General features: G+C 62.7%; 19 protein-coding genes. 6 read left to right on the forward strand and 13 right to left on the reverse strand.

The genetic code is table 11. The features are described 5' to 3' along the window. Positions 1-325 precede the first annotated feature (325 nt). Positions 326-2650 (forward strand): NADP-dependent malic enzyme, encoded by a 2325-nt coding sequence (locus tag NKI97_RS19880; protein WP_352836118.1) that lies wholly within the window; start codon positions 326-328, stop codon positions 2648-2650. Between the two features lie 12 nt (positions 2651-2662). On the opposite strand, the gene NKI97_RS19885 is transcribed toward NKI97_RS19880, so the two are convergent. After that, the gene (locus NKI97_RS19885) at positions 2663-3283 is read right to left on the reverse strand and encodes a DUF1287 domain-containing protein (protein ID WP_352742590.1); all 621 of its coding nucleotides are present in this window, start codon (positions 3281-3283) and stop codon (positions 2663-2665) included. 23 nt (positions 3284-3306) lie between these two features. Between NKI97_RS19885 and NKI97_RS19890 the strand changes: the two genes are divergently transcribed. After that, positions 3307-3522: a hypothetical protein gene (locus NKI97_RS19890; RefSeq protein ID WP_352448721.1), complete on the forward strand. Its 216-nt coding sequence runs from the start codon at positions 3307-3309 to the stop codon at positions 3520-3522. Positions 3523-3549: 27 nt separating this feature from the next. Beyond that, positions 3550-4761, forward strand: coding sequence for a DUF2865 domain-containing protein (locus NKI97_RS19895; protein WP_352836120.1), 1212 nt, complete (start codon positions 3550-3552; stop codon positions 4759-4761). On the opposite strand, the gene gltX is transcribed toward NKI97_RS19895, so the two are convergent. From gltX to NKI97_RS19920, 5 genes are all read right to left on the reverse strand, one after another. Beyond that, entirely contained in the window at positions 4679-6052 is a 1374-nt protein-coding gene (gene gltX / locus NKI97_RS19900) for a glutamate--tRNA ligase (protein WP_352836123.1), read from the reverse strand. The genes NKI97_RS19895 and gltX overlap by 83 nt on opposite strands. 133 nt (positions 6053-6185) lie before the next feature. Continuing rightward, positions 6186-7991, reverse strand: coding sequence for an ABC transporter ATP-binding protein (locus NKI97_RS19905; RefSeq protein WP_352836126.1), 1806 nt, complete (start codon positions 7989-7991; stop codon positions 6186-6188). A 389-nt stretch (positions 7992-8380) separates the two neighbouring features. Next, on the reverse strand, positions 8381-8794 hold the full coding sequence (locus tag NKI97_RS19910) for a GNAT family N-acetyltransferase (protein ID WP_352836128.1): 414 nt from the start codon (positions 8792-8794) through the stop codon (positions 8381-8383). 27 nt (positions 8795-8821) lie between these two features. Next, positions 8822-10504 carry an NAD+ synthase gene (locus NKI97_RS19915; RefSeq protein WP_352836131.1) on the reverse strand — a complete coding sequence of 561 codons (1683 nt, stop codon included), beginning with the start codon at positions 10502-10504 and terminating at the stop codon, positions 8822-8824. A 65-nt stretch (positions 10505-10569) separates the two neighbouring features. After that, positions 10570-11283 (reverse strand): DNA-3-methyladenine glycosylase I, encoded by a 714-nt coding sequence (locus tag NKI97_RS19920; RefSeq protein WP_352540625.1) that lies wholly within the window; start codon positions 11281-11283, stop codon positions 10570-10572. A gap of 83 nt (positions 11284-11366) precedes the next feature. Here NKI97_RS19920 and NKI97_RS19925 point away from each other — a divergent pair, with 83 nt between their 5' ends. Then, complete coding sequence (locus tag NKI97_RS19925) at positions 11367-11930, forward strand: DUF1003 domain-containing protein (RefSeq protein WP_023680015.1); 564 nt, start codon at positions 11367-11369, stop codon at positions 11928-11930. Continuing rightward, complete coding sequence (locus NKI97_RS19930) at positions 11927-12514, forward strand: DedA family protein (protein WP_352448714.1); 588 nt, start codon at positions 11927-11929, stop codon at positions 12512-12514. The genes NKI97_RS19925 and NKI97_RS19930 overlap by 4 nt, the downstream gene beginning before the upstream one ends. Before the next feature lie 3 nt (positions 12515-12517). On the opposite strand, the gene NKI97_RS19935 is transcribed toward NKI97_RS19930, so the two are convergent. The 6 genes from NKI97_RS19935 to NKI97_RS19960 form a co-directional block, all read right to left on the reverse strand. Continuing rightward, positions 12518-13105 (reverse strand): hemerythrin domain-containing protein, encoded by a 588-nt coding sequence (locus NKI97_RS19935; protein WP_352448713.1) that lies wholly within the window; start codon positions 13103-13105, stop codon positions 12518-12520. 101 nt (positions 13106-13206) lie between these two features. Continuing rightward, a complete protein-coding gene (locus tag NKI97_RS19940; protein WP_352836134.1) occupies positions 13207-13566 on the reverse strand; it encodes a diacylglycerol kinase in 360 nt (119 codons plus the stop codon). A gap of 76 nt (positions 13567-13642) precedes the next feature. Next, positions 13643-14062, reverse strand: a complete 420-nt coding sequence (locus NKI97_RS19945) for a GFA family protein (protein WP_352448711.1) — start codon at positions 14060-14062, stop codon at positions 13643-13645. 149 nt (positions 14063-14211) lie between these two features. Further along, positions 14212-15585: a class II 3-deoxy-7-phosphoheptulonate synthase gene (locus tag NKI97_RS19950; RefSeq protein ID WP_352750185.1), complete on the reverse strand. Its 1374-nt coding sequence runs from the start codon at positions 15583-15585 to the stop codon at positions 14212-14214. A 179-nt stretch (positions 15586-15764) separates the two neighbouring features. Then, entirely contained in the window at positions 15765-19262 is a 3498-nt protein-coding gene (gene mfd, locus NKI97_RS19955; protein ID WP_352836137.1) for a transcription-repair coupling factor, read from the reverse strand. Between the two features lie 13 nt (positions 19263-19275). Then, positions 19276-19563, reverse strand: coding sequence for an FAD assembly factor SdhE (locus NKI97_RS19960; protein WP_023680023.1), 288 nt, complete (start codon positions 19561-19563; stop codon positions 19276-19278). A gap of 91 nt (positions 19564-19654) precedes the next feature. On the opposite strand from NKI97_RS19960, the gene recG reads away from it, so the two are divergent. Beyond that, positions 19655-21763 (forward strand): ATP-dependent DNA helicase RecG, encoded by a 2109-nt coding sequence (recG, locus tag NKI97_RS19965; protein ID WP_352836140.1) that lies wholly within the window; start codon positions 19655-19657, stop codon positions 21761-21763. On the opposite strand, the gene NKI97_RS19970 is transcribed toward recG, so the two are convergent. Then, entirely contained in the window at positions 21715-22467 is a 753-nt protein-coding gene (locus tag NKI97_RS19970) for a DUF502 domain-containing protein (protein WP_352836143.1), read from the reverse strand. The genes recG and NKI97_RS19970 overlap by 49 nt on opposite strands. Positions 22468-22541 lie beyond the last annotated feature (74 nt).

Consider the following 22541-nt stretch of genomic DNA (forward strand, 5'->3'; position numbering starts at 1 on the left):
CCGCCGAAAACGTCGGGGCGCTTTGTTGTTCGCACGCTATTTCGTGCGACTTTTCGAAGAATCTCACGGATTTTGGAGAACTGCAATGTCGACTTGTTTCGCCGCGAGGCCTCTGAGCGACGAGCGCCACCAGACATTCGAACTGGGCGGCGTACCTCGCCGCAGCACCCCGCCTATCGCCCCAACATCTCAATGGCAGACCGCACAGGAGGGCGGGGGTGCAAGCCGCAAGCTCGCGCTTGCGACATATCACCTCTCGAAAAGCCTCGGCTGCATGCTAAGAGACTCAAAACATCAAACGGACTGAACTGAGGAGGCGGCCGTCATGACAGGCGAAAGCAAGAAGGCGGCCCGATCCGACCTCGACGAAGCAGCGCTCTATTTCCATAAGCACCCCCGTCCCGGAAAGCTGGAAATCCAGGCGACGAAGCCACTGGGCAATCAGCGCGACCTGGCGCTTGCCTATTCGCCGGGGGTCGCCGCCCCCTGCCTTGAAATCCGCGACGACCCGGCAACCGCCGCCGACTATACAGCCCGCGCCAATCTGGTCGGCGTTGTCACCAACGGTTCGGCGGTGCTGGGCCTCGGCAATATCGGTCCGCTCGCCTCCAAGCCGGTGATGGAGGGCAAAGCGGTGCTGTTCAAGAAGTTCGCCGGCATCGATGTCTTCGACATCGAGATCGACGCACCGGGCATCGAGCGCATGGTCGAGACGATCTCGGCGCTGGAACCAACCTTCGGCGGCATCAACCTGGAAGACATCAAGGCGCCCGAATGCTTCGAGGTCGAGGAGCAGTTGAAAGCGCGCATGGGCATACCGGTCTTCCATGACGACCAGCACGGCACCGCCATCATCGTCGCCGCCGCCGTGCTCAACGGGCTGGAATTCGCCGGCAAGTCCATCGCGGACATCAAGATCGTCACGTCGGGCGCAGGTGCTGCGGCGCTCGCCTGCCTCAACCTTCTGGTCTCGCTCGGCGCGCGGGTCGAAAACATCTGGGTCACCGACCGGTTCGGCGTCGCCCATAAGGGCCGCGTCGAGGAGATGGACCGCTGGAAAGACCCCTATGTGAAGGACACCGAGGCGCGCACGCTGGCCGACGTTCTGCCCGGCGCCGACGTGTTTCTCGGCCTGTCTGCCGCCGGCGTGCTGAAGCCGGAATTGCTCCACCACATGGCGCCCAAGCCGCTGATCCTGGCGCTGGCCAATCCCAATCCCGAGATCATGCCGGAAGCGGCGCGGGCAGCGCGGCCCGACGCGATGATCTGCACGGGCCGCTCCGATTTCCCCAACCAAGTCAACAACGTACTCTGTTTTCCTTACATCTTCCGTGGCGCGCTGGATTGCGGCGCAAGCGCCATCAACGAAGAGATGAAAATGGCTGCCGTGCGAGCGATTGCAGCGCTTGCCCGCGAAGAGCCGTCCGACGTTGCCGCGCGTGCCTATTCCGGCGAGACGCCGATCTTTGGTCCGGAGTTCCTGATCCCCTCGCCTTTCGATCCGCGGCTGATCCTGCGCATTGCCCCTGCCGTCGCTAAGGCAGCCTGCGAGACCGGCGTCGCGACCCGGCCGATCACCGATTTCGCCGCCTATATCGACAAGCTGAACCGCTTCGTCTTCCGCTCCGGCCTGGTCATGAAGCCGGTATTCTCGATGGCCAAGACGTCGAGCTCCAAGCGCGTCATTTATGCCGACGGCGAGGACGAGCGCGTGCTTCGCGCCGCCCAGGTCGTGCTCGAGGAAGGCATTGCCGAACCGATCCTGATCGGCCGCCCGCATGTCATCGAGGTGCGGCTGAAGCGCTACGGGCTGCGCATCAAGCCGGGCGTCGATTTCGGCCTGATCAACCCGGAAGACGATCCGCGTTACCGCCACTATGTCGACCTTTTGATCGAGCTTGCCGGCCGGCGTGGGGTGACGACGGAAGCCGCGCGCACTATGGTGCGCACCGACAATACGGTGATCGCCGCCCTTGCCCTGAAGCGCGGCGACGCCGACGCCATGGTCTGCGGGCTCGAAGGCCGTTTCGAGCGCCATTTGCGCAACGTCACGCTGATCATCGGGCCACGCGCCGGCATTAGGGATCGCGACCTGTCGACGCTTTCCATGCTGATCTCGCAGCACGGCATCATTTTCCTCACCGATACCCATGTCTCCGTCGACCCGACCGCCGAAGAAATTGCGGAAATGACCGTTTTGGCGGCCGAGGAAATTCAGCGTTTCGGCATCGAGCCCAAGGCAGCGCTACTGTCGCATTCTGATTTCGGCTCCCGCGATTCGCCAAGCGCCATGAAGATGCGGCAGGCAGCGGCAATCCTGGCGCGCATCGCGCCCGACCTGCAATGCGACGGCGAGATGCATGCCGACTCGGCACTGTCGGAACAGCTGCGCCAACGCGTCTATCCGCATTCGCGGCTGAAGGGCGAAGCCAATCTGCTGGTGTTTCCCAATCTCGATTCGGCGAACATCACGCTGACGGCACTGCGCACAATGATGGACGCGCTGCATGTCGGCCCGATCCTGCTCGGCACCGATAGCCCGGCGCACATATTGACCCCGTCGGTCACGTCGCGCGGCGTCGTCAACATGACGGCACTGGCCGTGGTGGAAGCCGCGCACAAGGCGCAAGCCATCGTCGATCTGGGGTAGCCGCGGGCTTTCTCAGATTGGCCTGAACCGGAAATGCCCTGTCTGCCTGAAGGCAAACAAAGTGTCCTCTTCCCTGGCGCCGCCGCCGATATTGTGAATGACCAGTCTTCTTGTCGGTACCAATGTGGAGCGATTGGACGACACGATGGCAATATGCGACAGATTGCCGGGCAGCATCTGGGCGATGAGATCCCCTGGCCGATAGTCGGCCGGGTCTTGGCTGACGGGCAAGGCAGCACCGCGCCGCTCGAAATAGACCGCAAGGTTGGGCACACGGCGGTGGTCGATGTTGCGGTCGGGCGCTTTCAAGCCCCAAACCTTCGGATAGGCGGCAAAATTGGCCCGCATATCCTCATGCACCAGCTCTTGCAGATCGACATCGAAGGCGCGGCGATAGGCACGGATCACGACATCCGTGCACACACCCCGCTCGGGCTCAACGTCCCCGCCCGGATAGGCCAGGCGTGTATAGGTCGGATCGTAGAGTGTGGTGACGCCGATCTGCTCACGGGCGGCTTCGACCAATTTGGTGCCCCAATCCGGCGTGATGGGCTTTTCCTGCGCCATGGCAACGGGCATCGCCAGGCACAAAAGACCAAATTGCAGTGCGGCTCGACGGGTAATCGCGGTCATGCCAAGCCTCCGGGCATTGCTGGATGCAGGCATTCTTCTGGGCGAATACGCCTTTTTTCGTGCAACGCCAGGATGTCGCGGTTCTGGCTCTGTCCGAATATGTCGTGTGGCGTGGTCGATATGACAGCACCGTCGTGATCGAAGCCGCGCACTGGCGCAAGCCATCGCCGATTTGGGCTGAAGCTGGAATCGGCGGTATGCTAAACAAACGGTTAACCGCAAGCGCGGTAGCTTTCTGAACGACAGGCAGGCGGAGTTTCGGAGGGATGACGGGCGCATGTTGGAAGCTGACGCGTGCCGCCGCGCTGCTCGGTGCCCTGCTACTGTGCGACATTGCCGTCACTCAGGCGCAGGCCGCTCCGCGCCTCTGCCGCCAGCTTGAAGCCGATCTTGCCGCCGCTTCTCGTGGTGGCGGCGGCAAACCGGCCTTGCTCAGGAAATATGACGACGCAATCGTCCGGCAACGCCAGCAGATTTCAAAGGCCGTCAGCCAGGCCAGCAGCGCCGGCTGCGGCTTTTCGCTGTCTCGCCGCAACGCCAACGCATGCGCGGCACTCGACGCCACCATCGATCGCATGGCAGCCAATCTCGACGCCCTGCAGGCCAAGCGCGCCGACCTTGCCGGCGGTGGTTCGCGACGCGATCGCGCGCGCATATTGACGTTGCTTGACGCCAATGGCTGCCGCGATGATGCGGCGCCGCCGACGCCCGCACCGGTCCGCGAAGCCAGCCGTGAAAACGGCCACCGAAACCTGCTCGACCAGCTTTTGGGCAGTGACACAAGTGAACCGGGCGCGCCCGACCAGCCTGAAGGGCCCAGCCAGGCCGAAGAGCTAAGCCAGCCGGGCAACATCCGCACCATGCTCAACAACGCCGACATGGGCCAGCCCCAAGGCGAATTCCGCACCATGTGCGTGCGCACCTGCGACGGTTATTTCTTCCCGATGTCGAATGCCGCCTCACTGGGCGATTTCGAGCGCGACCAGAAGAATTGCGAATCGAGCTGCCCCGGCACCGAAATGCAGGTTTTCTACACGCGCGGCATGAATGGCGATTCGGCGTCCATGACGTCTTCGGTGACCGGCAGGCCTTATATCGAACTGCCGACGGCCTACCTCTACAAGCAGTCCGACATGCCGCGGCCGCCGGCCTGCGGCTGCAATGCCGCGCAGAATTTCGAGATCATCGCCGGCAACCCGCCAACCCGGGAACAATCTGAGTCGAATGTAGAGAGTACCCCGTTCATGCCGCTGCCGGTTGCCAAGCCTGATCCGGGCGCCGACCCGGAGTCCTTGGCCAATGCGCAAGGCGGCCTCGACCGTGAGGCGATCAGACGCCTTGCCGTCAAGCCCGTGCCTTCGCCGACGTCCCTGCCCCCGCCAGAACAGCGCAAGGTCAGGGTCGTCGGGCCAACGTTCCTTCCCGACCCAGCAGCGGCAACAGATCTGCAAGCTCCGGACCCGAAGGCTGTCCCGTAAGCGCCAGCCTGAGCGGCATGAACAGCGCCTTGCCCTTACGGCCGCTCGCCTCTCGGATCTTGCCGGTCCAGTTTTTCCAGACGGTGCCGTTCCAAGGCTCCTCCGGCAGCAGTTCGAACGCCTGGCGAAGAAAGTCGCGGTCATCGTCGGAAAACTCCGCCGGCTCCTCTGGACCGTCTCGAAGCGTACGCCACCAGATCGCCGCATCGGCCAGCCTGTCGAGATTGCCGCGCACCGCCAGCCAGAAAGGCTCGGCCTGTTCGCCAGAGATGCCGAGCACGATCAGCCGGTCGCGCGCCTCGGAAAAGGGCATGTGATGCAGCAGCGTGCGGTTGAGCACGAAGAGCTCGTCCGGGTCGAATTTGGCGGCGGATTTCGATGTTGCAGCCGGATCGAAGCGCTCGGCTAGCTCGGCCATCGTTGGCACCGCCACGACGTTTTCCGAGGTACCGACGAGCACCGCCAGCGAAGCGACCGCCATTGGCTCGATGCCGCTCTCACGCAGGCTCTGGATGGACAGCGCGCCGGTGCGCTTGGAAAGCCCCTCGCCTGATGCCGTTGTCAGGAGATTGTGGTGGCCGAACACCGGCGGCTCCGCGCCAAGTGCTCGGAACAGGGCTATCTGGACGCCGGTATTGGTGACGTGGTCGTCGCCGCGAATGACATGGCTGACGCCCATGTCGATGTCGTCGACAACCGAAGGCAATGTATAGAGGTAGGTGCCGTCCTCACGCCGCAGAACCGGGTCTGAAAGCGAGGCGAGGTCGACGGTCTCTTCGCCGCGCACCAGGTCATTCCAGTGGATTTCGGTGCGCTCCGGCTGCAGCGGATCGCTGCTGAAGTTGGGCAGCAGAAAGCGCCAGTGCGGCCGCCGGCCATCGGCCTCATATTCCGCCACCTGCTCGGGTGCCAGCGTCAGCGCCTCGCGGCCATAGACTGGCGGCAGGCCACGCGTGCGGCGCACCTTGCGCCTCAGGTCGAGCTCTTCAGGTGTCTCATAGCAGGCATAGACGAGGCGCGCCTCCTTCAGTCTTTCCAGTGCGGCATCATAGATTTCGACCCGCCGCGACTGATACTCCGTGGCGTCGGGGAAGATGCCCAGCCAATGCAGGTCATATAGGATAGCGTCGGAAAACTCCTGCGTCGAACGGGCGACGTCGGTGTCGTCGAAGCGTTGGATGAAGCGGCCCTTGTTCTTGATGGCAAACAGCCAATTGAACAAAGCGGTGCGCGCATTGCCGATATGGATGCGGCCGGTCGGTGACGGGGCGAAACGGACGGTAACTGTCATGAGCGGGGCGTACCGGATGGTTTTGCTGTTGACAAGACGCGCCCCCGCGCTCGGCGGCAGACATAGAACATGACGAAGGCGAAGAAAAGACTGCAGCACCACGCGCCCATCAGGACGCGCGGCGCCGCAACCGTCAGATCACCATGCCTTTGCTCAGTTCAAGCGCCTGGCGTTCGAACAGCCGGCGGTAGATACCGCCTTGCAGCCGGATCAGTTGGTCATGCGAGCCCTCTTCGACGATGCGGCCGCGATCGAACACCAAAAGCCTGTCCAGCGCCCGCACCGTCGACAGCCGGTGGGCAATGACCAGCGTCGTGCGGCCGACCATCAACCGCTCCATCGCCTGCTGGATCAGCACCTCCGATTCCGAATCGAGGCTCGACGTTGCCTCATCCAGGATGAGAATGCGCGCATCGGCAAGAAAGGCGCGTGCGATTGCAACGCGCTGACGCTCACCACCCGATAGCTTTACGCCACGCTCGCCGACCAGCGTGCCATAGCCTTTCGGCAAATTGGCGATGAAGTCATGCGCGCTGGCCAACCGCGCCGCGTGCTCGATCTCGGCCTGCGTGGCGGCCGGCCGGGCATAGGCGATGTTTTCGGCCAGCGACCGGTGAAACAGGATCGGCTCCTGCTGGACGATTGCGATCTGTGCGCGCAGCGACGCCTGCGCCACATTGGCAATATCCTGGCCGTCGATCAGGATATTTCCCGCGGTCACGTCATAGAGGCGCTGGATCAGCTTGACGAATGTCGTCTTGCCGGAGCCCGAATGGCCAACCAGCCCAACCCGTTCGCCCGGCGCGATGTCCACCGAAAAGTCGCGATAGAGCGGCAGGCGGTGGCTGCCATAATGGAACGTGACATTGTCGAAGGTGATACGGCCATCGGTGATCCGGATCGGTTTGGCTCCGGGCCGATCCTCGATGCCGAGTGGTTCGGACTGGAAGTCGACCAGTTCCTCCATGTCGTTGATCGAGCGCTGCAGATTGCGGATATGTGTGCCGATGTCGCGCAAATAGCCTTGCAGCACGAAGAATGAGGTCAGCACGAAGGCGACGTCGCCGGCGCTCGCCTGCCCCCACGACCACAACAGCAGGGAGAACCCGATGACCGCTGCCCTCAAAAGCAGCAGCATCGTCCCTTGCGTGGTGCCGTTGACGGTGCCGCGCATCCAGGTGCGGCGCGTGCGACCGCGCCATTTGGCGACGACCTCGGCAAGCCGCGTCTCCTCGCGTTCCTCGGCGCCAAAACCCTTAACCACGGCGTTGCAGCTCACCGCATCGGCCAGCGAGCCGCCGAGCCGTGTATCCCACGCATTGGCAAGCCTTGCCGCGGGCGCGACATAGCCAAGCGACAGCATCGTCGTCACCGCGATGAACAGCACCGAACCGGTGGCGACGACCGCGCCCATCAGCGGCCAGAACCAGCCGAGCAGTAGCGTCGAGCCGACGAGCATGACGACCGACGGCAGCAGTGCGATCAGAATCGTGTCGTTGAGCAGGTCGAGCGCCCACATGCCGCGCGTTATCTTGCGCACCGTCGATCCGGCGAAGCTGTTGGCATGCCAGTCGGTGGAAAAGCGCTGGACGCGGTGGAAGGCGTCGGCGGCAATATCCGCCATCATCTTCAACGTCAGCTCGACGATGGCCATGAAGGCGAGATTGCGCAGCACGACACCGGTGAGCGCCAGCGCCACCAGCATCGAAAAGGCAGCCATCGCCGCATTCCATGCGGCATCGTCGGCAGTGGCACTACTGGCAACGGCGTCGACCAGCCGGCCGGAATAGAGCGGCGTCAGCACGTCGGCCAGGGTCGACAGCAGGAACGCGCCCATGATCAGCAAAAGCCGCCGCGGCTGACGTCGCCAATGGCTGAGCGTGAAGCCAAGAACGCTGCGAAAGGCGCCCGCGCGTAAATCTATTCGAAAACGAGCCATGATCTCATTCGGGCGCAAACGAACCCGATCCCGGAAAGGTCGAAATTGAAAAAAACCGCGTCGGGCGAATTAGCACCCAAGGAATGCGGAGGTTCGGCACATTTGGCGGCTCGCCCGAATACGGGCGGCGACCGGCATCGACGAACGCCTGTTCTCAGCTCGGCTTTGCCGCAAAGGTAAGGACCTTCTGGCTTGCCGATTGAGACCTAGGCTTCCCGGCCTCGCATAGCGATGTCAAATCCTGGCATTCGGTCCTCCCCAAGGGGATCGCGGAAAGGCGTTTATAGAGACGCCTCAACGCCGCGCCAAGTCAGTAGATAGCCAAAAGCGCATCTGGTCCAAGCAGTGAGACGATTTTGCAACAATCGCGGGTTGTGCGCTGCCTCTGTTCAGGTTGCCGGGATACGGTCGAAGCGCATATAGCGGCCGTCGGCGGAAGGCCTGAAGCCGAGCTTTTCGTAAACCGCATGGGCGTCGTTGGTCGACAGGCTCCAATGCGTGACCGTCTTGACGTCCGAGTGGTCGATAAGCGCCTGGACAAGCCGGGTTCCGATGCCTTGTCCGCGATACCCGGGCCAGACAATTATGTCGGCGAGATAGGCAAATACCGTACGGTCGGTGATCGCCCGCCCGAAGCCGACCTGATTGCCGCCGACATAGGCGCCGACGCACAGTGAGTTGGCGAAGGCGCGGCGGTGCAGTTCGTCGCTGCGGCCACTGCCCCAATAGCTCTCCTTCAAAATGTCGGACGTCGCCCGGAAGTCGATCCGCGACGGGTCGAAGCTGATTTCAAGGTTGGCCATGGCTAAACCGTTAAACAGGCCAATCGCCTACCCGCCATCCCTGAACCGGTTGGTAATGGGATAGCGGCGGTCGCGGCCAAAGTTCTTCCTGGTGATCTTCACGCCGGGCGCCGCCTGCCGGCGCTTGTATTCGGCGACGTAAAGCAGGTGCTCGACGCGCGTCACCGTCGCCCGGTCATGGCCGCGCGCGACGATGTCGTCGACACCCATCTCGTTTTCGACTAGGCACTCCAATATGTCGTCGAGCACCGGATAGGGCGGCAGCGAATCCTGGTCCGTCTGGTTCTCTCGCAGTTCCGCCGAGGGCGCCTTGTCGATGATGTTGGTCGGAATCACCTCGCCGGAAGGACCGAGCGCACCCGGCGGCACATGCGCGTTGCGCCAGCGCGACAGCGCATAGACCTGCATCTTGTAGAGGTCCTTGATCGGATTGAAGCCGCCATTCATGTCGCCATAGAGCGTCGCGTAGCCGACCGACATCTCGCTTTTGTTGCCGGTGGTGACCACCATCGAGCCGAACTTGTTGGAAATCGCCATCAGGATGGTGCCGCGGGCCCGGCTCTGCAGGTTTTCCTCGGTGATGCCTTCCTTGGTGTCCTCGAAAAGCTGTGTCAACGTGTGCAGGAAACCCTCGACCGGCTCGAAGATCGGCACGATGTCGTAGCGGCAGCCGAGCGCACGGGCGCAGTCCTCGGCATCCTTGAGCGAGTCCTTCGAAGTGTAGCGGTAAGGCATCATCACGGCGCGCAGCCGTTCCTCGCCGAGCGCATCGACGGCAAGTGCCGCGCAGATCGCCGAATCGATGCCGCCGGAAAGGCCGAGCACGACATTCTTGAAGCCGTTCTTGTTGACGTAATCGCGCAGGCCCAACATGCAGGCGCGATAGTCGGCCTCCTCCTTTTCCGGGATTTTCGACCTCGGTCCGTCAGAGCAGACCCAGATGTCATTCTTTCGCTTCCAGGTGGTGACGTTGACCGTCTCCTCGAACTGGCTCATCTGGAAAGCCAGCGTCTTGTCAGAACCTATGGCAAACGATGCGCCATCGAAAACCAGCTCGTCCTGGCCGCCAAGCTGGTTGGCATAGATAATCGGCAGTCCGCATTCGATGACCTGGCGGATGACGATCTGGTGGCGGACGTCGACCTTGCCACGGTAATAGGGCGAGCCGTTCGGGACCAGCAGGATTTCCGCGCCGCTTTCGGCCAGCGTCTCGCAGACGGCAACCTCGCCCCAGATATCTTCGCAGATCGGCACTCCCACGCGCACGCCGCGGAAATTGACCGGCCCCTGGATCTCGGGACCGGCCTGGAAGACGCGCTTCTCGTCGAACTCACCGTAATTCGGCAGATCGAGCTTGTAGCGTTCGGCAAGGATCTTGCCGCCATCGGCAAAGATGATCGAATTGTGCGTGCCGGTCTTGCGCTTCAACGGCGTGCCGATGACGAAACCCGGGCCGCCGTCGGCGGTATCGCCGGCGAAATCCTCCGCCGCCCGCTCGCAGGCCTTCAGGAAGGCGGGCTTCAGCACCAGATCCTCAGGCGGATAGCCGGCAAGGAAAAGCTCGGTAAACAGCACGAGGTCGGCGCCTTGGCGGGAGGCATCCGCCCTCGCCTCGCGTGCCTTGGCAAGATTGCCGGCGACGTCGCCGACCGTCGGATTGAGCTGGGCGACGGCGATGCGCAATATGTCTGGAGCGGTCTTGTCTGTCATGCCCGTGGGTTTAGCGCGGCAAAATTCGTCGAGCAATGGCGTTCGTTTGGACCAAACAGTCGATCCTATTCGCCCATATATTCGCGCAAGGCTTCCGGCGGATGGTTCTCGCCGATCGACATTGCCAGAATGCGCGAAATGTGCCGGCGCGGCAGCCCGGTTTCCGCCGCCCAGGCGTTTATCTGCACTTGGATCTTGCCCAGGTCCTTCTTCGATGTCGGGCTCTGCGCGAGGTCGAGCCCGGCGTCGCGCAGCGCTGCCGCCATGTCGGCCGAGACGATGAAGGCGTCCCACTCCAGCCAGCGCAGAAAATACTGGCCGGTATTGCCGCCGAGCCGGCTGCCATGCTTGCCGAGATAGGCCATCAATCCGACCTGGTCATCCGCCGGCCAATTGGCCAGGAACTTGCCGAAGCTGCCATGCTCCTTCGACACGCGCTCGACGAAGGCTGCGTTGTCGCGTACGGATTTGATCTTCTGCGGATTGCGGACGATGCGCTTGTCGGCTGTGAGATCGTGCCAGAAATCGTCAGGCTGGAACAGCAGCCGCTTCGGCTCGAAGCCAAGAAATGCTTCCTCGAAACCCGGCCATTTCTGCTCGATGACGCGCCAGACAAAGCCGGCGGCAAAAACCCGCTCGGCCATGGTCGACAGGATCCGGTCGTCCGCAATCTTTGCCACCGCGGCATTATCGGGCATAGGACCCAGCAGCGACGTCAGCGCTGCCTCACCGCCTTTACGCTTCGCTGCACGGGCGCGAATTTTCTGAAAATCCACCATTGTTTCCTGATCCCATCGCGTCAATCTACCACTTCCCGTATGAACCGGCAGCTTCTACCTCATCGCTGACGACGGAGGCGACGATGAACAAAACGATCGAGGACCTGGCAAGCCGCTGGCTGAAGCGAAAGCCGGACGGCCTCAGCGCGCTCGAAAGTCGGGTACTGCAATCTACGCTCGAGCGCACCACGATCTCCAAGGACACCAACAAGGCCGTCGCCTTTCACCAGACGTTTGGAGATCGCCTGGCCGACACCATCGCCCGGATCGGCGGCTCGTGGTCCTTCATCCTGGCATTCATTGGCTTCCTGATCCTGTGGACGGCAGGCAATGTCTGGCTCTTGTCGCGCGCCGCCTTCGATCCCTATCCCTTCATCTTCCTCAATCTCGTGCTTTCCATGGTTGCCGCCCTGCAGGCGCCAGTGATCATGATGGCGCAGAACCGCCAGACGGAGCGCGATCGAATCGACGCCGCGCACGACTATGAGGTTAATCTCAAGGCCGAGATCGAGATCATGGCGTTACACGAAAAGCTCGACGAACTGCGCCACAGCCAGATCATCGGCATGCGAGACGAGATCGCCCGGCTGGCCGAGCAGGTGAAGCGCATCGACGACATTCTGTCGAAGCAGCGAACGTCTTCATGACGGAAGTCATCCATCGTCTCATTGAGCAATATGGGCTGGTCGCGGTTTTTCTGGGCTGCGTCGCCGAGGGCGAAAGCGCCGCCATTCTCGGCGGTTTTTTCGCGCATCAGCATGTCTTCGTCCCGTGGCAGGCCTTCCTCGCGGCGGCGCTCGGCGCCTTCGGTGGCGACACGTTCTTCTTCATCTTGGGACGGAGCTTCGCCGACCATAAATTCGTGATCAGGCTCCGAGCCCGGCCGGGCTTCAGCCACGCCTACCGCCTTGTCACCTCTCATCCCAACATTTTCGTGCTGTCGAACCGTTACATCTATGGCCTGCGACTGGTCGGCGGAATCGCGGCCGGGCTGTCGGGCATCGCCGCGGCGCACTTCATCATCCTCAACGCCATCTCGTCGGTAGTCTGGGCGGCACTGTTCTGCACTGTCGGTTATGTCTTCGGGCTGGGCGCGGAGCACATCGTCGGCCAGGCGCTGGCCCGCCACGAGCGGTTGCTGATCGCTCTGGCAATCGGCCTCGTTGTGGCCATCCTCGGCTGGCTCGCGGCCCATATCGTCGCCAAGAAGGAACTCCACAAGGGAAGCTGATCGTCAATCAATGCCGAGCGCACGATCACCCTTCTCGAGGATCAGCGGAATGATCAGGTCTTCCTCGTCGGCAAGATGCCGGGTCAACATGGCGATCAGCCGGCTGTTCTCGTCAGCATAGGCATCGGCGGCGAAACGCTGTTTGTCTTCGCTCTCCTGAAGCGTGCGGATGAAGGCATTTGCCGCCTGGGCATTGCGCTCCAGTCCCTCATGGATTGTGTGGTGATCGGCATCCAGGATTTCGAAGCCGCGCTTCAGACGGGTCTCGGCCCTGGCGAAGACCGGGAAATAATGATGGTCCTCGACATTGTGGTGGCCGTCGAGATTGCCGAGGAAATGGTTGAGGCGCGGCGCGAACCAGCGCGCGAATTCCTGCGCGTTCAGCCTACCATCCCGATAATCGCCAATACCACTGGTGAGCATGCCGCCAAGCTCGCGGAACATGTCGTGCCGCTGCAGCCACATATTGGCTATGCCGTGGATGTTGGCATGCGCCTGCCAGACCTCGCGTGGAAATTTTTCAACCAGCCAGCGAAGATCGTCCGGCAGGCCCTCACGTTCGAGCAGCAGAAATCCGGCGGTATCGGCCATATCGGTTTCCTCAGACCATGATCCCGAAAAGTGGTACCGGTTTTCGGAAAAGATCATGGTCAAAACGAAAAATGCAGTGACGGCATGTACTGTCTGAAACCTCAGATCGGTACCCCGAGGATCCGCTCGATGACGGCGACGCCCCAGACGCCGGCAGCGATCACCATCGAAATCAGCACCGCCAGCGAACCGCAATCCTTGGCCAGCTGGATATCGACGTTGAACTCGCGGCTGAACGCGTCGCATGCCGCCTCGATGCCGGTGTTCAACACCTCGATCATGATCATGAGCAGCACCGCGCCGATCAGCAACGCATAGCCGCGCCACGATTCCGAAAGGAACCAGCCGAGCGGCAAGGCAAGCACGAGCAGTGTCAGCTCCAACTGGAAAGCCTCCTCGCTGGCCGCCAGTTTGCGAAACGCCCGCACCGAATTGTAAAAAGCGTCGATCAGCCGCTGCATACCAAAACCCTTCGGAATCACCGGCAGGGGATTAGCGCAATGGCTGGACCAAGGGAATAAGGCGACCTCTTCAAAATCAGTCGCCTGCCACCTTGATCGACGGCGTCGACTTCTCGAACTGCGGCAGCCCATCATCGATGGCGTAATAATCGCCCTTGTCGCCGACGAAGATATGGCATTCTCCTTGAAGCCCGGTTGGCGCGTCGAACAGCCCTGCCATGACCGAAACATAGCCGTCATCGCTCGGCTTCCAGAACAGCAGAGAGCCGCATGTCTTGCAGAAGCCGCGCCTGGCGAACGAAGAGGCCTCGTACCAGGTGATGCTCTCCGCGCCGGTGATTGTGATGTCGCGGTCGGCAACGTTGGCCGCCGCATAAAAATGCCCGCTCTGCTTCCGGCACTGCGAGCAATGGCAGTAGACGACACCGCGTAGCGGTCCTCGTGTCTGGAACCGCACTGCCCCGCACAAGCATGATCCGCAGTGACTGTCAGTCATGTCGGCCTCCCGATGCAATTGCCATCGCCTGGCAGGATTCCAGTTTTGCGCGCGTTAGGCACGAGCAAATGCGACACCGGCGGGATTGAATAGAAAAAGCGCCGGTTTTCGCCCGGCGCTTCTTCAATGACATCAAAGTTCAGATCGTATCAGCCATTGACGGCCTGCTTGTGCTGCACCGGATGGGTCTTCTTGAGCAGATCGGAGACCAGGAACGCCAACTCGATCGCCTGGTCAGCGTTGAGGCGCGGATCGCAATGGGTGTGGTAGCGATCCTGCAGCTCTTCGGCGGTGATGGCGCGGGCGCCACCGGTGCATTCCGTGACGTTCTTGCCGGTCATCTCGACATGGATGCCGCCCGGATGCGTGCCTTCGGCGCGATGCACCTCGAAGAAGGTCTGCACCTCCTTCAGGATGCGGTCGAACGGCCGTGTCTTGTAGCCGGCGGCCTCGATGGTGTTGCCATGCATCGGGTCCGACGACCACACCACGCTGCGGCCTTCCTTCTGCACCGCGCGCACCAGTTTGGGCAGATGGTCGGCGACCTTTTCGGAACCGAAGCGGGCGATCAGCGTCAGCCGGCCGGGCTCGTTCTCCGGATTGAGCAGGTCGATAAGCTGCAACAGGCCATCCGGCGTCAGCGACGGGCCACATTTCAGGCCGAGCGGGTTCTTGATGCCACGGCAGTATTCGACATGGGCATGGTCGGGCTGGCGCGTGCGATCGCCGATCCAGATCATGTGGCCGGAGGTGGCGTACCAGTCGCCGGAGGTCGAATCGACGCGGGTCAGCGCCTCCTCATAGCCGAGCAGCAACGCTTCGTGGCTGGTGTAGAAATCGGTCTCGCGCAGCGCGTAATTGGTCTCCGAGGTGATGCCGACGGCCTTCATGAAGTCCATCGTCTCGGTGATGCGGTTGGCGAGCGATTCATATTTTTCGCCTTGCGGGCTGTCGGAGACGAAGCCGAGCATCCATTGATGCACGTTCTCCAGGCTGGCGTAGCCGCCCTGGGCGAAGGCACGCAAAAGGTTGAGCGTCGCCGCCGACTGGCGGTACGCCATCTCCTGTCTTGCAGGATCGGGAATGCGCGACTTGGCGTCGAACTCGATGCCGTTAATGATGTCGCCGCGATAGCTAGGCAGCGTCACACCGCCCTTGGTCTCATTGTCGGACGAGCGCGGTTTGGCAAACTGGCCGGCGACACGGCCGACCTTCACCACCGGCTGCGCGCCGGCGAAGGTCAGTACCACCGACATCTGCAGGAAGACGCGGAAGAAGTCGCGGATATTGTCGGCGCCATGCTCGGCGAAGCTCTCGGCGCAATCGCCGCCCTGCAGAAGGAATGCGTCACCGGCAGCGACGGTCGCAAGCTGCTTCTTCAGCTTGCGCGCCTCACCTGCAAAAACCAACGGCGGAAACGTGGCAAGCTGGGCTTCCGTGTTCCTCAGCGCGGCAAGATCCGGATAGGCAGGAACCTGCTGGATCGGCTTAGCTCTCCACGAATTCGGCGACCATTTCGTCATCGAAGCACCTAACGCTCTTTCACACGGACGCCATCGCCCGCCAATCCGCCCCATATGGGGTCGCGGCTCCATACACGAAGCCGATTTCCTATTCTAGACCGGAAGTGGTCGCGTGGCGAATGAGCACGGCACTGCGAAAGTGCCGGTGCGGCTGTGCCCAGAGCACCAGCGACGCGCTGCTACGCCGCCTTCTCCACCAGCCGCGCCAGCTGCGTCATGACAACCGCTGAGCCAGCCAGCCGCTTCTCGGGCGTCGCCCAGTCACGGCTGAAGACGACGCTCTGGTCGGGTCGGATCTTGGCCAGCGAGCCCTGTTCGCCGATGAGCTTGACCAGCCCGACCGGATTGGGGAATTCCCGCTTGCGGAAATGGATGACGACGCCTTTCGGCCCGGCGTCGAGCTTCTCCACGTTGGCCTTGCGGCAAAGCGCCTTGATGAAGACGATCTTCAACAGATGCTTTACCTCTTCCGGCAGCGGCCCGAACCGGTCGATCAGCTCGGCGCCGAAAGCATCGATCTCTTCCGTATTTTCGAGATCGCCAAGACGGCGATAGAGAGCCAGCCTGAGCTGCAGATCCGGGACGTAGCTTTCCGGGATCATCACCGCCGTGCCGACGGCGATCTGCGGCGACCAGCCGCCGTCCTGCACCTCGCCGGAATCCTTCACTTCGGCCACCGCCTCCTCCAGCATCTGCTGGTAGAGCTCGAAGCCGACCTCCTTGATGTGGCCCGACTGCTCTTCGCCAAGCAGATTGCCGGCGCCGCGGATATCGAGGTCGTGGCTGGCCAGCTGGAAACCGGCGCCTAGCGTATCGAGCGACTGCAGCACTTTCAGCCGACGCTCGGCTGTATCGGTTAGCTTGCGGTTGGCGGGCAGAGTGAACAGCGCATAGGCGCGCACCTTCGAACGGCCGACGCGGCCACGCAACTGATAGAGCTGCGACAGGCCGAACATGTCGGCGCGATGCACAATCAGCGTGTTGGCAGTCGGAATATCGAGGCCAGATTCGACGATGGTGGTCGACAAAAGCACATCGTACTGGCCGTCATAAAAGGCATTCATGATATCGTCGAGCTCGCCGGGCGGCATCTGGCCATGGGCCACCGCCACTTTCAGCTCAGGTACAGATTCGCGCAGAAAATCATGGATTTCCGCGAGATCGCTGATGCGCGGTACGACGTAGAAGGAATGGCCGCCGCGGTAGCGTTCTCTGAGCAGCGTCTCGCGGATGACCAGCGGATCGAAGGGCGAGATGAAGGTGCGCACCGCCAGGCGGTCGACCGGCGGCGTAGCGATCAGCGACAACTCGCGCACGCCGGTCAAGGCAAGCTGCAGCGTGCGTGGGATCGGCGTCGCCGACAAAGTCAGAACGTGGACGTCGGTCTTCAGATCCTTCAGCCGCTCCTTGTGCTTGACGCCGAAATGCTGCTCCTCGTCGATGATCAGCAGACCAAGATTCTTGAACGAGATCGAGGAGCCGAGCAGTGCATGCGTGCCGACGACGATGTCGATCTGGCCTTCGGCGATGCCCTTCTTGGTCTCCGCCAATTCCTTGGCGCCGACCAGCCGCGAGGCCTGGGCGACGCGGATCGGCAGGCCGGAGAAGCGCTGCGAGAAAGTCTTGAAATGCTGGCGCGACAACAATGTCGTCGGCACCACTATGGCCACCTGAAAGCCTTCCATCGCCCCAATGAAGGCGGCGCGAAGTGCAACTTCGGTCTTGCCGAAGCCGACGTCACCGCAGATCAGTCGGTCCATCGGCTTTCCGGCGCCTAGATCATCCACGACTGAATCGATCGCGGTCTGCTGGTCATCGGTCTCCTCATAGGGAAAACGCGCTGCAAACTCGCCATAGAGGCCTTCCGCCGGCACCAGCGCCGGTGCTGCCCGCATTTGCCGCTCGGCGGCAATGCGGATCAGCTGCCCGGCCATGTCGAGCAGGCGTTTCTTCAGCCGCGCCTTGCGCGATTGCCAGGCGCCACCGCCAAGCTTGTCGAGCGTCGCCTCGGCCGAATCCGAGCCATAGCGCGACAGCAACTCGATGTTTTCCACCGGCAAGAATAGCCGATCGTCGCCGGCATAGTGGATCTCGAGGCAATCGTGAGGCGCACCAACCGCCTCGATGGTACGCAACCCGATGAAACGGCCAATGCCATGGTCGGCATGGACGACGATATCGCCTGACGACAAGGCCGAAGCCTCGGCGATGAAGTCGGACGCACGCTTCTTGCGCTTCGAGCGCCGGATCAGCCGGTCGCCGAGAATGTCCTGCTCGGCGACGACGACGAGTTTCTCAGTCTCGAAGCCGGATTCGAGCGGCAGCACGGCCAGTCCCGCCTGCCCTGGCTCAAGCCTTTCGGCTTCGGCAAGCGTCGCCACCGGCTTCAGATTGCCAAGGTGATGCTCGACCAGGATCTGGCCGAGCCGGTCGAGCGAACCTTCAGTCCAGCCGGCGACGACGACACGGCGGCGTCCAGCGCGCTCGTCGGAAATGTGTTTTACGACGACGTCGAAAACGTTGGCGTTAGGATCGGCGCGTTCCTCGACGAAGCTGCGGCCGTGGCGCGAGCCGGCATGGAACACCTTTTTCGCGCCGGCATCGGGCGCGTCGAAGGCCGTGAAATCTATCGCCTCGCGCGGGCCAAGCGAGGCAATCAGGTTCTCGGGCGACAGATAGAGCAGATCCGGCGGCACCGGCTTGTAGGGCACCGCGTCCTTCAAGGCGCCGTCGGCCTGCTTCTTGCGCGCTTCGTAGTGGTCGAGGATTAGAGTGTGGCGCTCGGCCAGTGCCTCATGCGCCAGATGGTCGAAAACCACAGGCGCATCGGGCAGGTAGTCGAAGACGGTTTCCAGCCGCTCATAGAAGAACGGCAGCCAGTGCTCCATGCCGGCAAACCGCCTGCCCTCGCTGACCGCCGCATAGAGCCCATCGTCGCGGGAGGGCGCACCAAAGGCTTCGATGTAGGCGCGGCGGAAGCGGCTGATGGTTTCCGGCGTCAGCGCCACCTCGCTCATCGCCTGCAGCGCCATCGATTTGCGTTGGCCGATGGTGCGCTGGGTTGCGGTGTCGAAGACGCGGATCGATTCCAGCGTATCGCCGAAGAAATCGAGGCGCAGTGCCTCCGTCCAGCCGGGCGCTAAGAGATCGAGAATGCCGCCGCGCACCGCAAATTCGCCGATACCGCGCACCGTCGGCACTCGCTCGAAGCCGGAATTCTCCAGCCGCGACACCAGCACGTTCATGTCTATCTGGTTGCCGGGTTTGGCGTGGAAGGTCTGCGCCTCGACGAGTTCAGCCGGCGGAATGCGTTGCAACAGCGCATTCGCCGTGGTGAGGACGACGGCGCGGTGCGGCTTCTTCGCCAGCGCGATCATCGCTGCCAGCGCATCGAGCCGCCTTGCGGCGGCGTCGGCGCCGGGCGAGACGCGGTCGTAAGGCAGGCAGTCCCAGGCCGGCAGTTCCAGCACCGGAAGGCCCGGCGCGGCAAAGGCAAGCGCCTCGACGATCGCAGGCAGACGCTGCCCGTCGCGCGCCACGAACAGCACCGGCTTGTCAGGGGCGATCTCGTGCGCAGTCTGCACCAGCGCAAAAGCTTCGTAGCCGTCGGCGACGCCATCGACGATGAACTGGCCGGCGCGGCCTTTCGGCAGACCGATCGTAGGGATAAGGCTCATGGCTACACGTTGTTCAGAAGGTCATCTCCCGGCGCGAAGCCAGGATTTTTTGCAGGACGGCACAGTCGATATCCGCCGGAACCGGGCGTTCGCCAGTGACGAGAGGCAGGAATTCGGTGTCGGGAATGTCGAGGAGCCTCTCATATTGGTCGATTTCGTCGCCGGTCAAGGCGCCGATCTCGGCGTCGGCGAAGCTGCCGAGTATAAGGTCCATCTCGCGCATGCCGCGGTGCCACGAACGAAACAGAAGCTTGCGGCGGCGGGCATCGAGCCCCTCGCTTGATCGTTTCGTTCCAGTCATCTTGCAACATCCTTGCCCAGGCGGCGCATATAGCGTGGATAGAAGGCGGTGTCAGCCTTGCGCTACAGTCGCTGCAACATAAGCTGACATCATGCGTCCCTCCCTCCTCGATCCGCTGTTTGTCCCGATCACCTCGCTTGCCGGGGTCGGGCCAAAAGTTGGCGCCCTGATCGAAAAAGTCGTAGCAGCCGACCTCGGCGACCGGGCCGCGCGCGCCGGGGATCTCTTGTTCGTGCTGCCGCATACTGTCATCGACCGCCGCAACCGGCCGGGCATCGCCGGCTCGGCGGAAGGCGCCATCGTTACGCTCGACGTCCGCATCGACCGCCACCAGCCGCCGCCACGCGGCAACAGGTCGGTCCCGTACCGGGTCTACGCCCATGACGACACCGGCGAGATCGCGCTGACCTTCTTCCATGCCCATGCCGCCTATCTCGAAAAAGCAATGCCCGCAGGCGAGCATGTCGTCGTCTCCGGCCGCATGGAATGGTTCAACGGCCGCCCGACCATGGTTCACCCCGACCATATCGCACTTGCCGGTGACGCGGAAAACCTGCCGCTGGTCGAGCCGGTCTATCCGCTGACCGCCGGGCTCTCGGGCAAGGTGCTGCGCCGGGCCATCGGCCAGGCGCTGGCCCGCCTGCCGGTGCTGCCCGAATGGCAGGACGGTGAGTTCCGGCGCCGCCATGCCTTTCCTGCTTTCAGCGATGCGCTCAACCGCATCCACAATCCTGCCGACCCGATCGACGTCTCTGTCGACGGCGCAGCGTGGCGGCGCCTTGCCTATGACGAGTTCTTGGCCGGCCAGGTATCGCTGGCGCTGGTGCGGGCCAAGGTCCGCCGATTATCTGGCCGGCCACTCGTCGGCGACGGCCGCATAGTCGAACAACTGCGCGTGGCACTCCCCTATTCGCTGACCATGTCGCAGGAAATGGCGCTTGCCGAAATCAACGCCGATCTCGGTGACCCCGAACGCATGCTGCGCCTTTTGCAGGGCGATGTCGGCTCCGGCAAGACGGTGGTCGCGCTGCTTGCCATGGCGCGTGCCGTCGAGGCCGGCGGCCAGGCGGCATTGATGGCGCCGACCGAAATCCTGGCGCGCCAGCATCTGGCAACGATTGCGCCGTTGGCGGAACGGGCCGGCCTGCGTGTCGCCGTCCTCACAGGTCGCGAAAAGGGCCGCGAGCGTGCCGACACGCTGACCGGACTGGCCAATGGTGACATCGACATCGTCGTCGGCACCCATGCGCTGTTCCAGGAAACGGTGACGTTCCGTGACCTCGTGTTCGCCGTCGTCGACGAGCAGCACCGTTTCGGCGTCCACCAGCGCCTTGCCATTACCGCCAAGGGCGATGCGCCCGACATGCTGGTGATGACGGCAACGCCGATACCGCGGACGCTGGTGCTGACTGCATTCGGCGACATGGATGTGTCGAAGCTGACGGAAAAGCCGGCCGGCCGCCAGCCGATCCGCACCGTCACCTTGCCGCTTGAACGGCTCGACGAACTGATCGGACGCATGCTCGACGCCGTCGCCGATGGCCAGAAAATCTACTGGATCTGTCCGCTGGTCGAGGAATCCGAGGAGATCAAGCTGATGTCGGCCGAGGACCGTTTTGCCTCGCTGAAGCCGCTGTTCGGCGACCGCGTCGGCCTGGTGCATGGTCGCATGAAAGGCGCCGACAAGGACGAGGCGATGCGCGCCTTTAAGCAGGGCGACACCCGTATCCTGATCGCCACCACCGTCATCGAGGTCGGCGTCGATGTGCCGGACGCGACAATCATGGTCATCGAGCATGCCGAACGTTTTGGCCTCGCCCAACTGCACCAATTGCGTGGCCGGGTCGGGCGCGGCGACAAGCCTTCATCCTGTGTGCTGCTCTACAAGGACCCGCTTGGCGAGACGGCAAAACGCCGGTTGTCGGTGATGCGCGAGACCGAGGACGGCTTCCGCATCGCCGAAGAGGATCTGAAGCTGCGCGGCGAAGGCGAGTTGCTCGGCACCCGCCAGTCCGGCACGCCGGGCTTCCAGGTGGCGCGCATCGAGGCGCATGCCGACCTGCTCGAGGCCGCTCGCGACGATGCGCGGCTGATCCTGTCGCGCGATCCGGAACTGCAGTCCGAACGCGGCACGGCGCTGCGCCTGTTGCTCTATCTGTTCGGCCGCGACGAGGCCGTGCGGCTCCTGCGTGCCGCCTGAGGCATCGTGTCGAGCGGAGGATTGGCAAGCGCGCCGTGGATCTGCTCGCCATTCACCGTCACCATTTTGACCGCCGGCGCCACCAAGCCGGCCGACACGATCAGCTTGGCTCCGTCCTCGATTGTCATGTCGAGCAATACGATGTCGGATTTCGGCACATACATCAAAAAGCCCGTCGTCGGGTTGGGCGTACATGGCATGAATACGGCAATCAGCGGATCGCCTTCCCGGTCGAGCTTCTGGTTGATCTCGGTTTCCTTCTCGCTGGCGACGAAGACCAGCGACCAGACCCCTTTGCGCGGATATTCGACCAACCCGACCTGGCGAAACATGTCGCCCTTGTTCGACAGCACGGTCTCGAAAATCTGCTTCAGCGAACGGTAGATGCCGCGCACCAGCGGCATGCGGCCAAGCAGGCGCTCGCCGAAATTGACGATGGCGCGGCCAACGATATTGGCGGTCATAAAGCCGATGAAGGTGATGAGGATCAAGGCAACGATCAGCCCAAAACCCGGCACTGGAAACGGCAGGTAGGTGTCCGGATTGTAGCGTACCGGAATGTAGGGTTTCACCCAGGAATCGACCCAGCCGATCAGCGACCAGGCAATGTAGGCGGTAATCGCCAGCGGCGCGCAAACGACGAAGCCGGTCAGGAAATAGTTTCTCAGCCGGGTCATGCCTGAGGTCTTGAGAGCATCCGACATGGTTCACCGCAGCGTGTGTTTGCAGCGCGACACTACTGAACCCCAAGGCGCTTTGGAATGGCGAAGTTTTTAAA

Source organism: Mesorhizobium sp. M0296 (genome assembly GCF_040321675.1).
Taxonomy (GTDB): domain Bacteria; phylum Pseudomonadota; class Alphaproteobacteria; order Rhizobiales; family Rhizobiaceae; genus Mesorhizobium.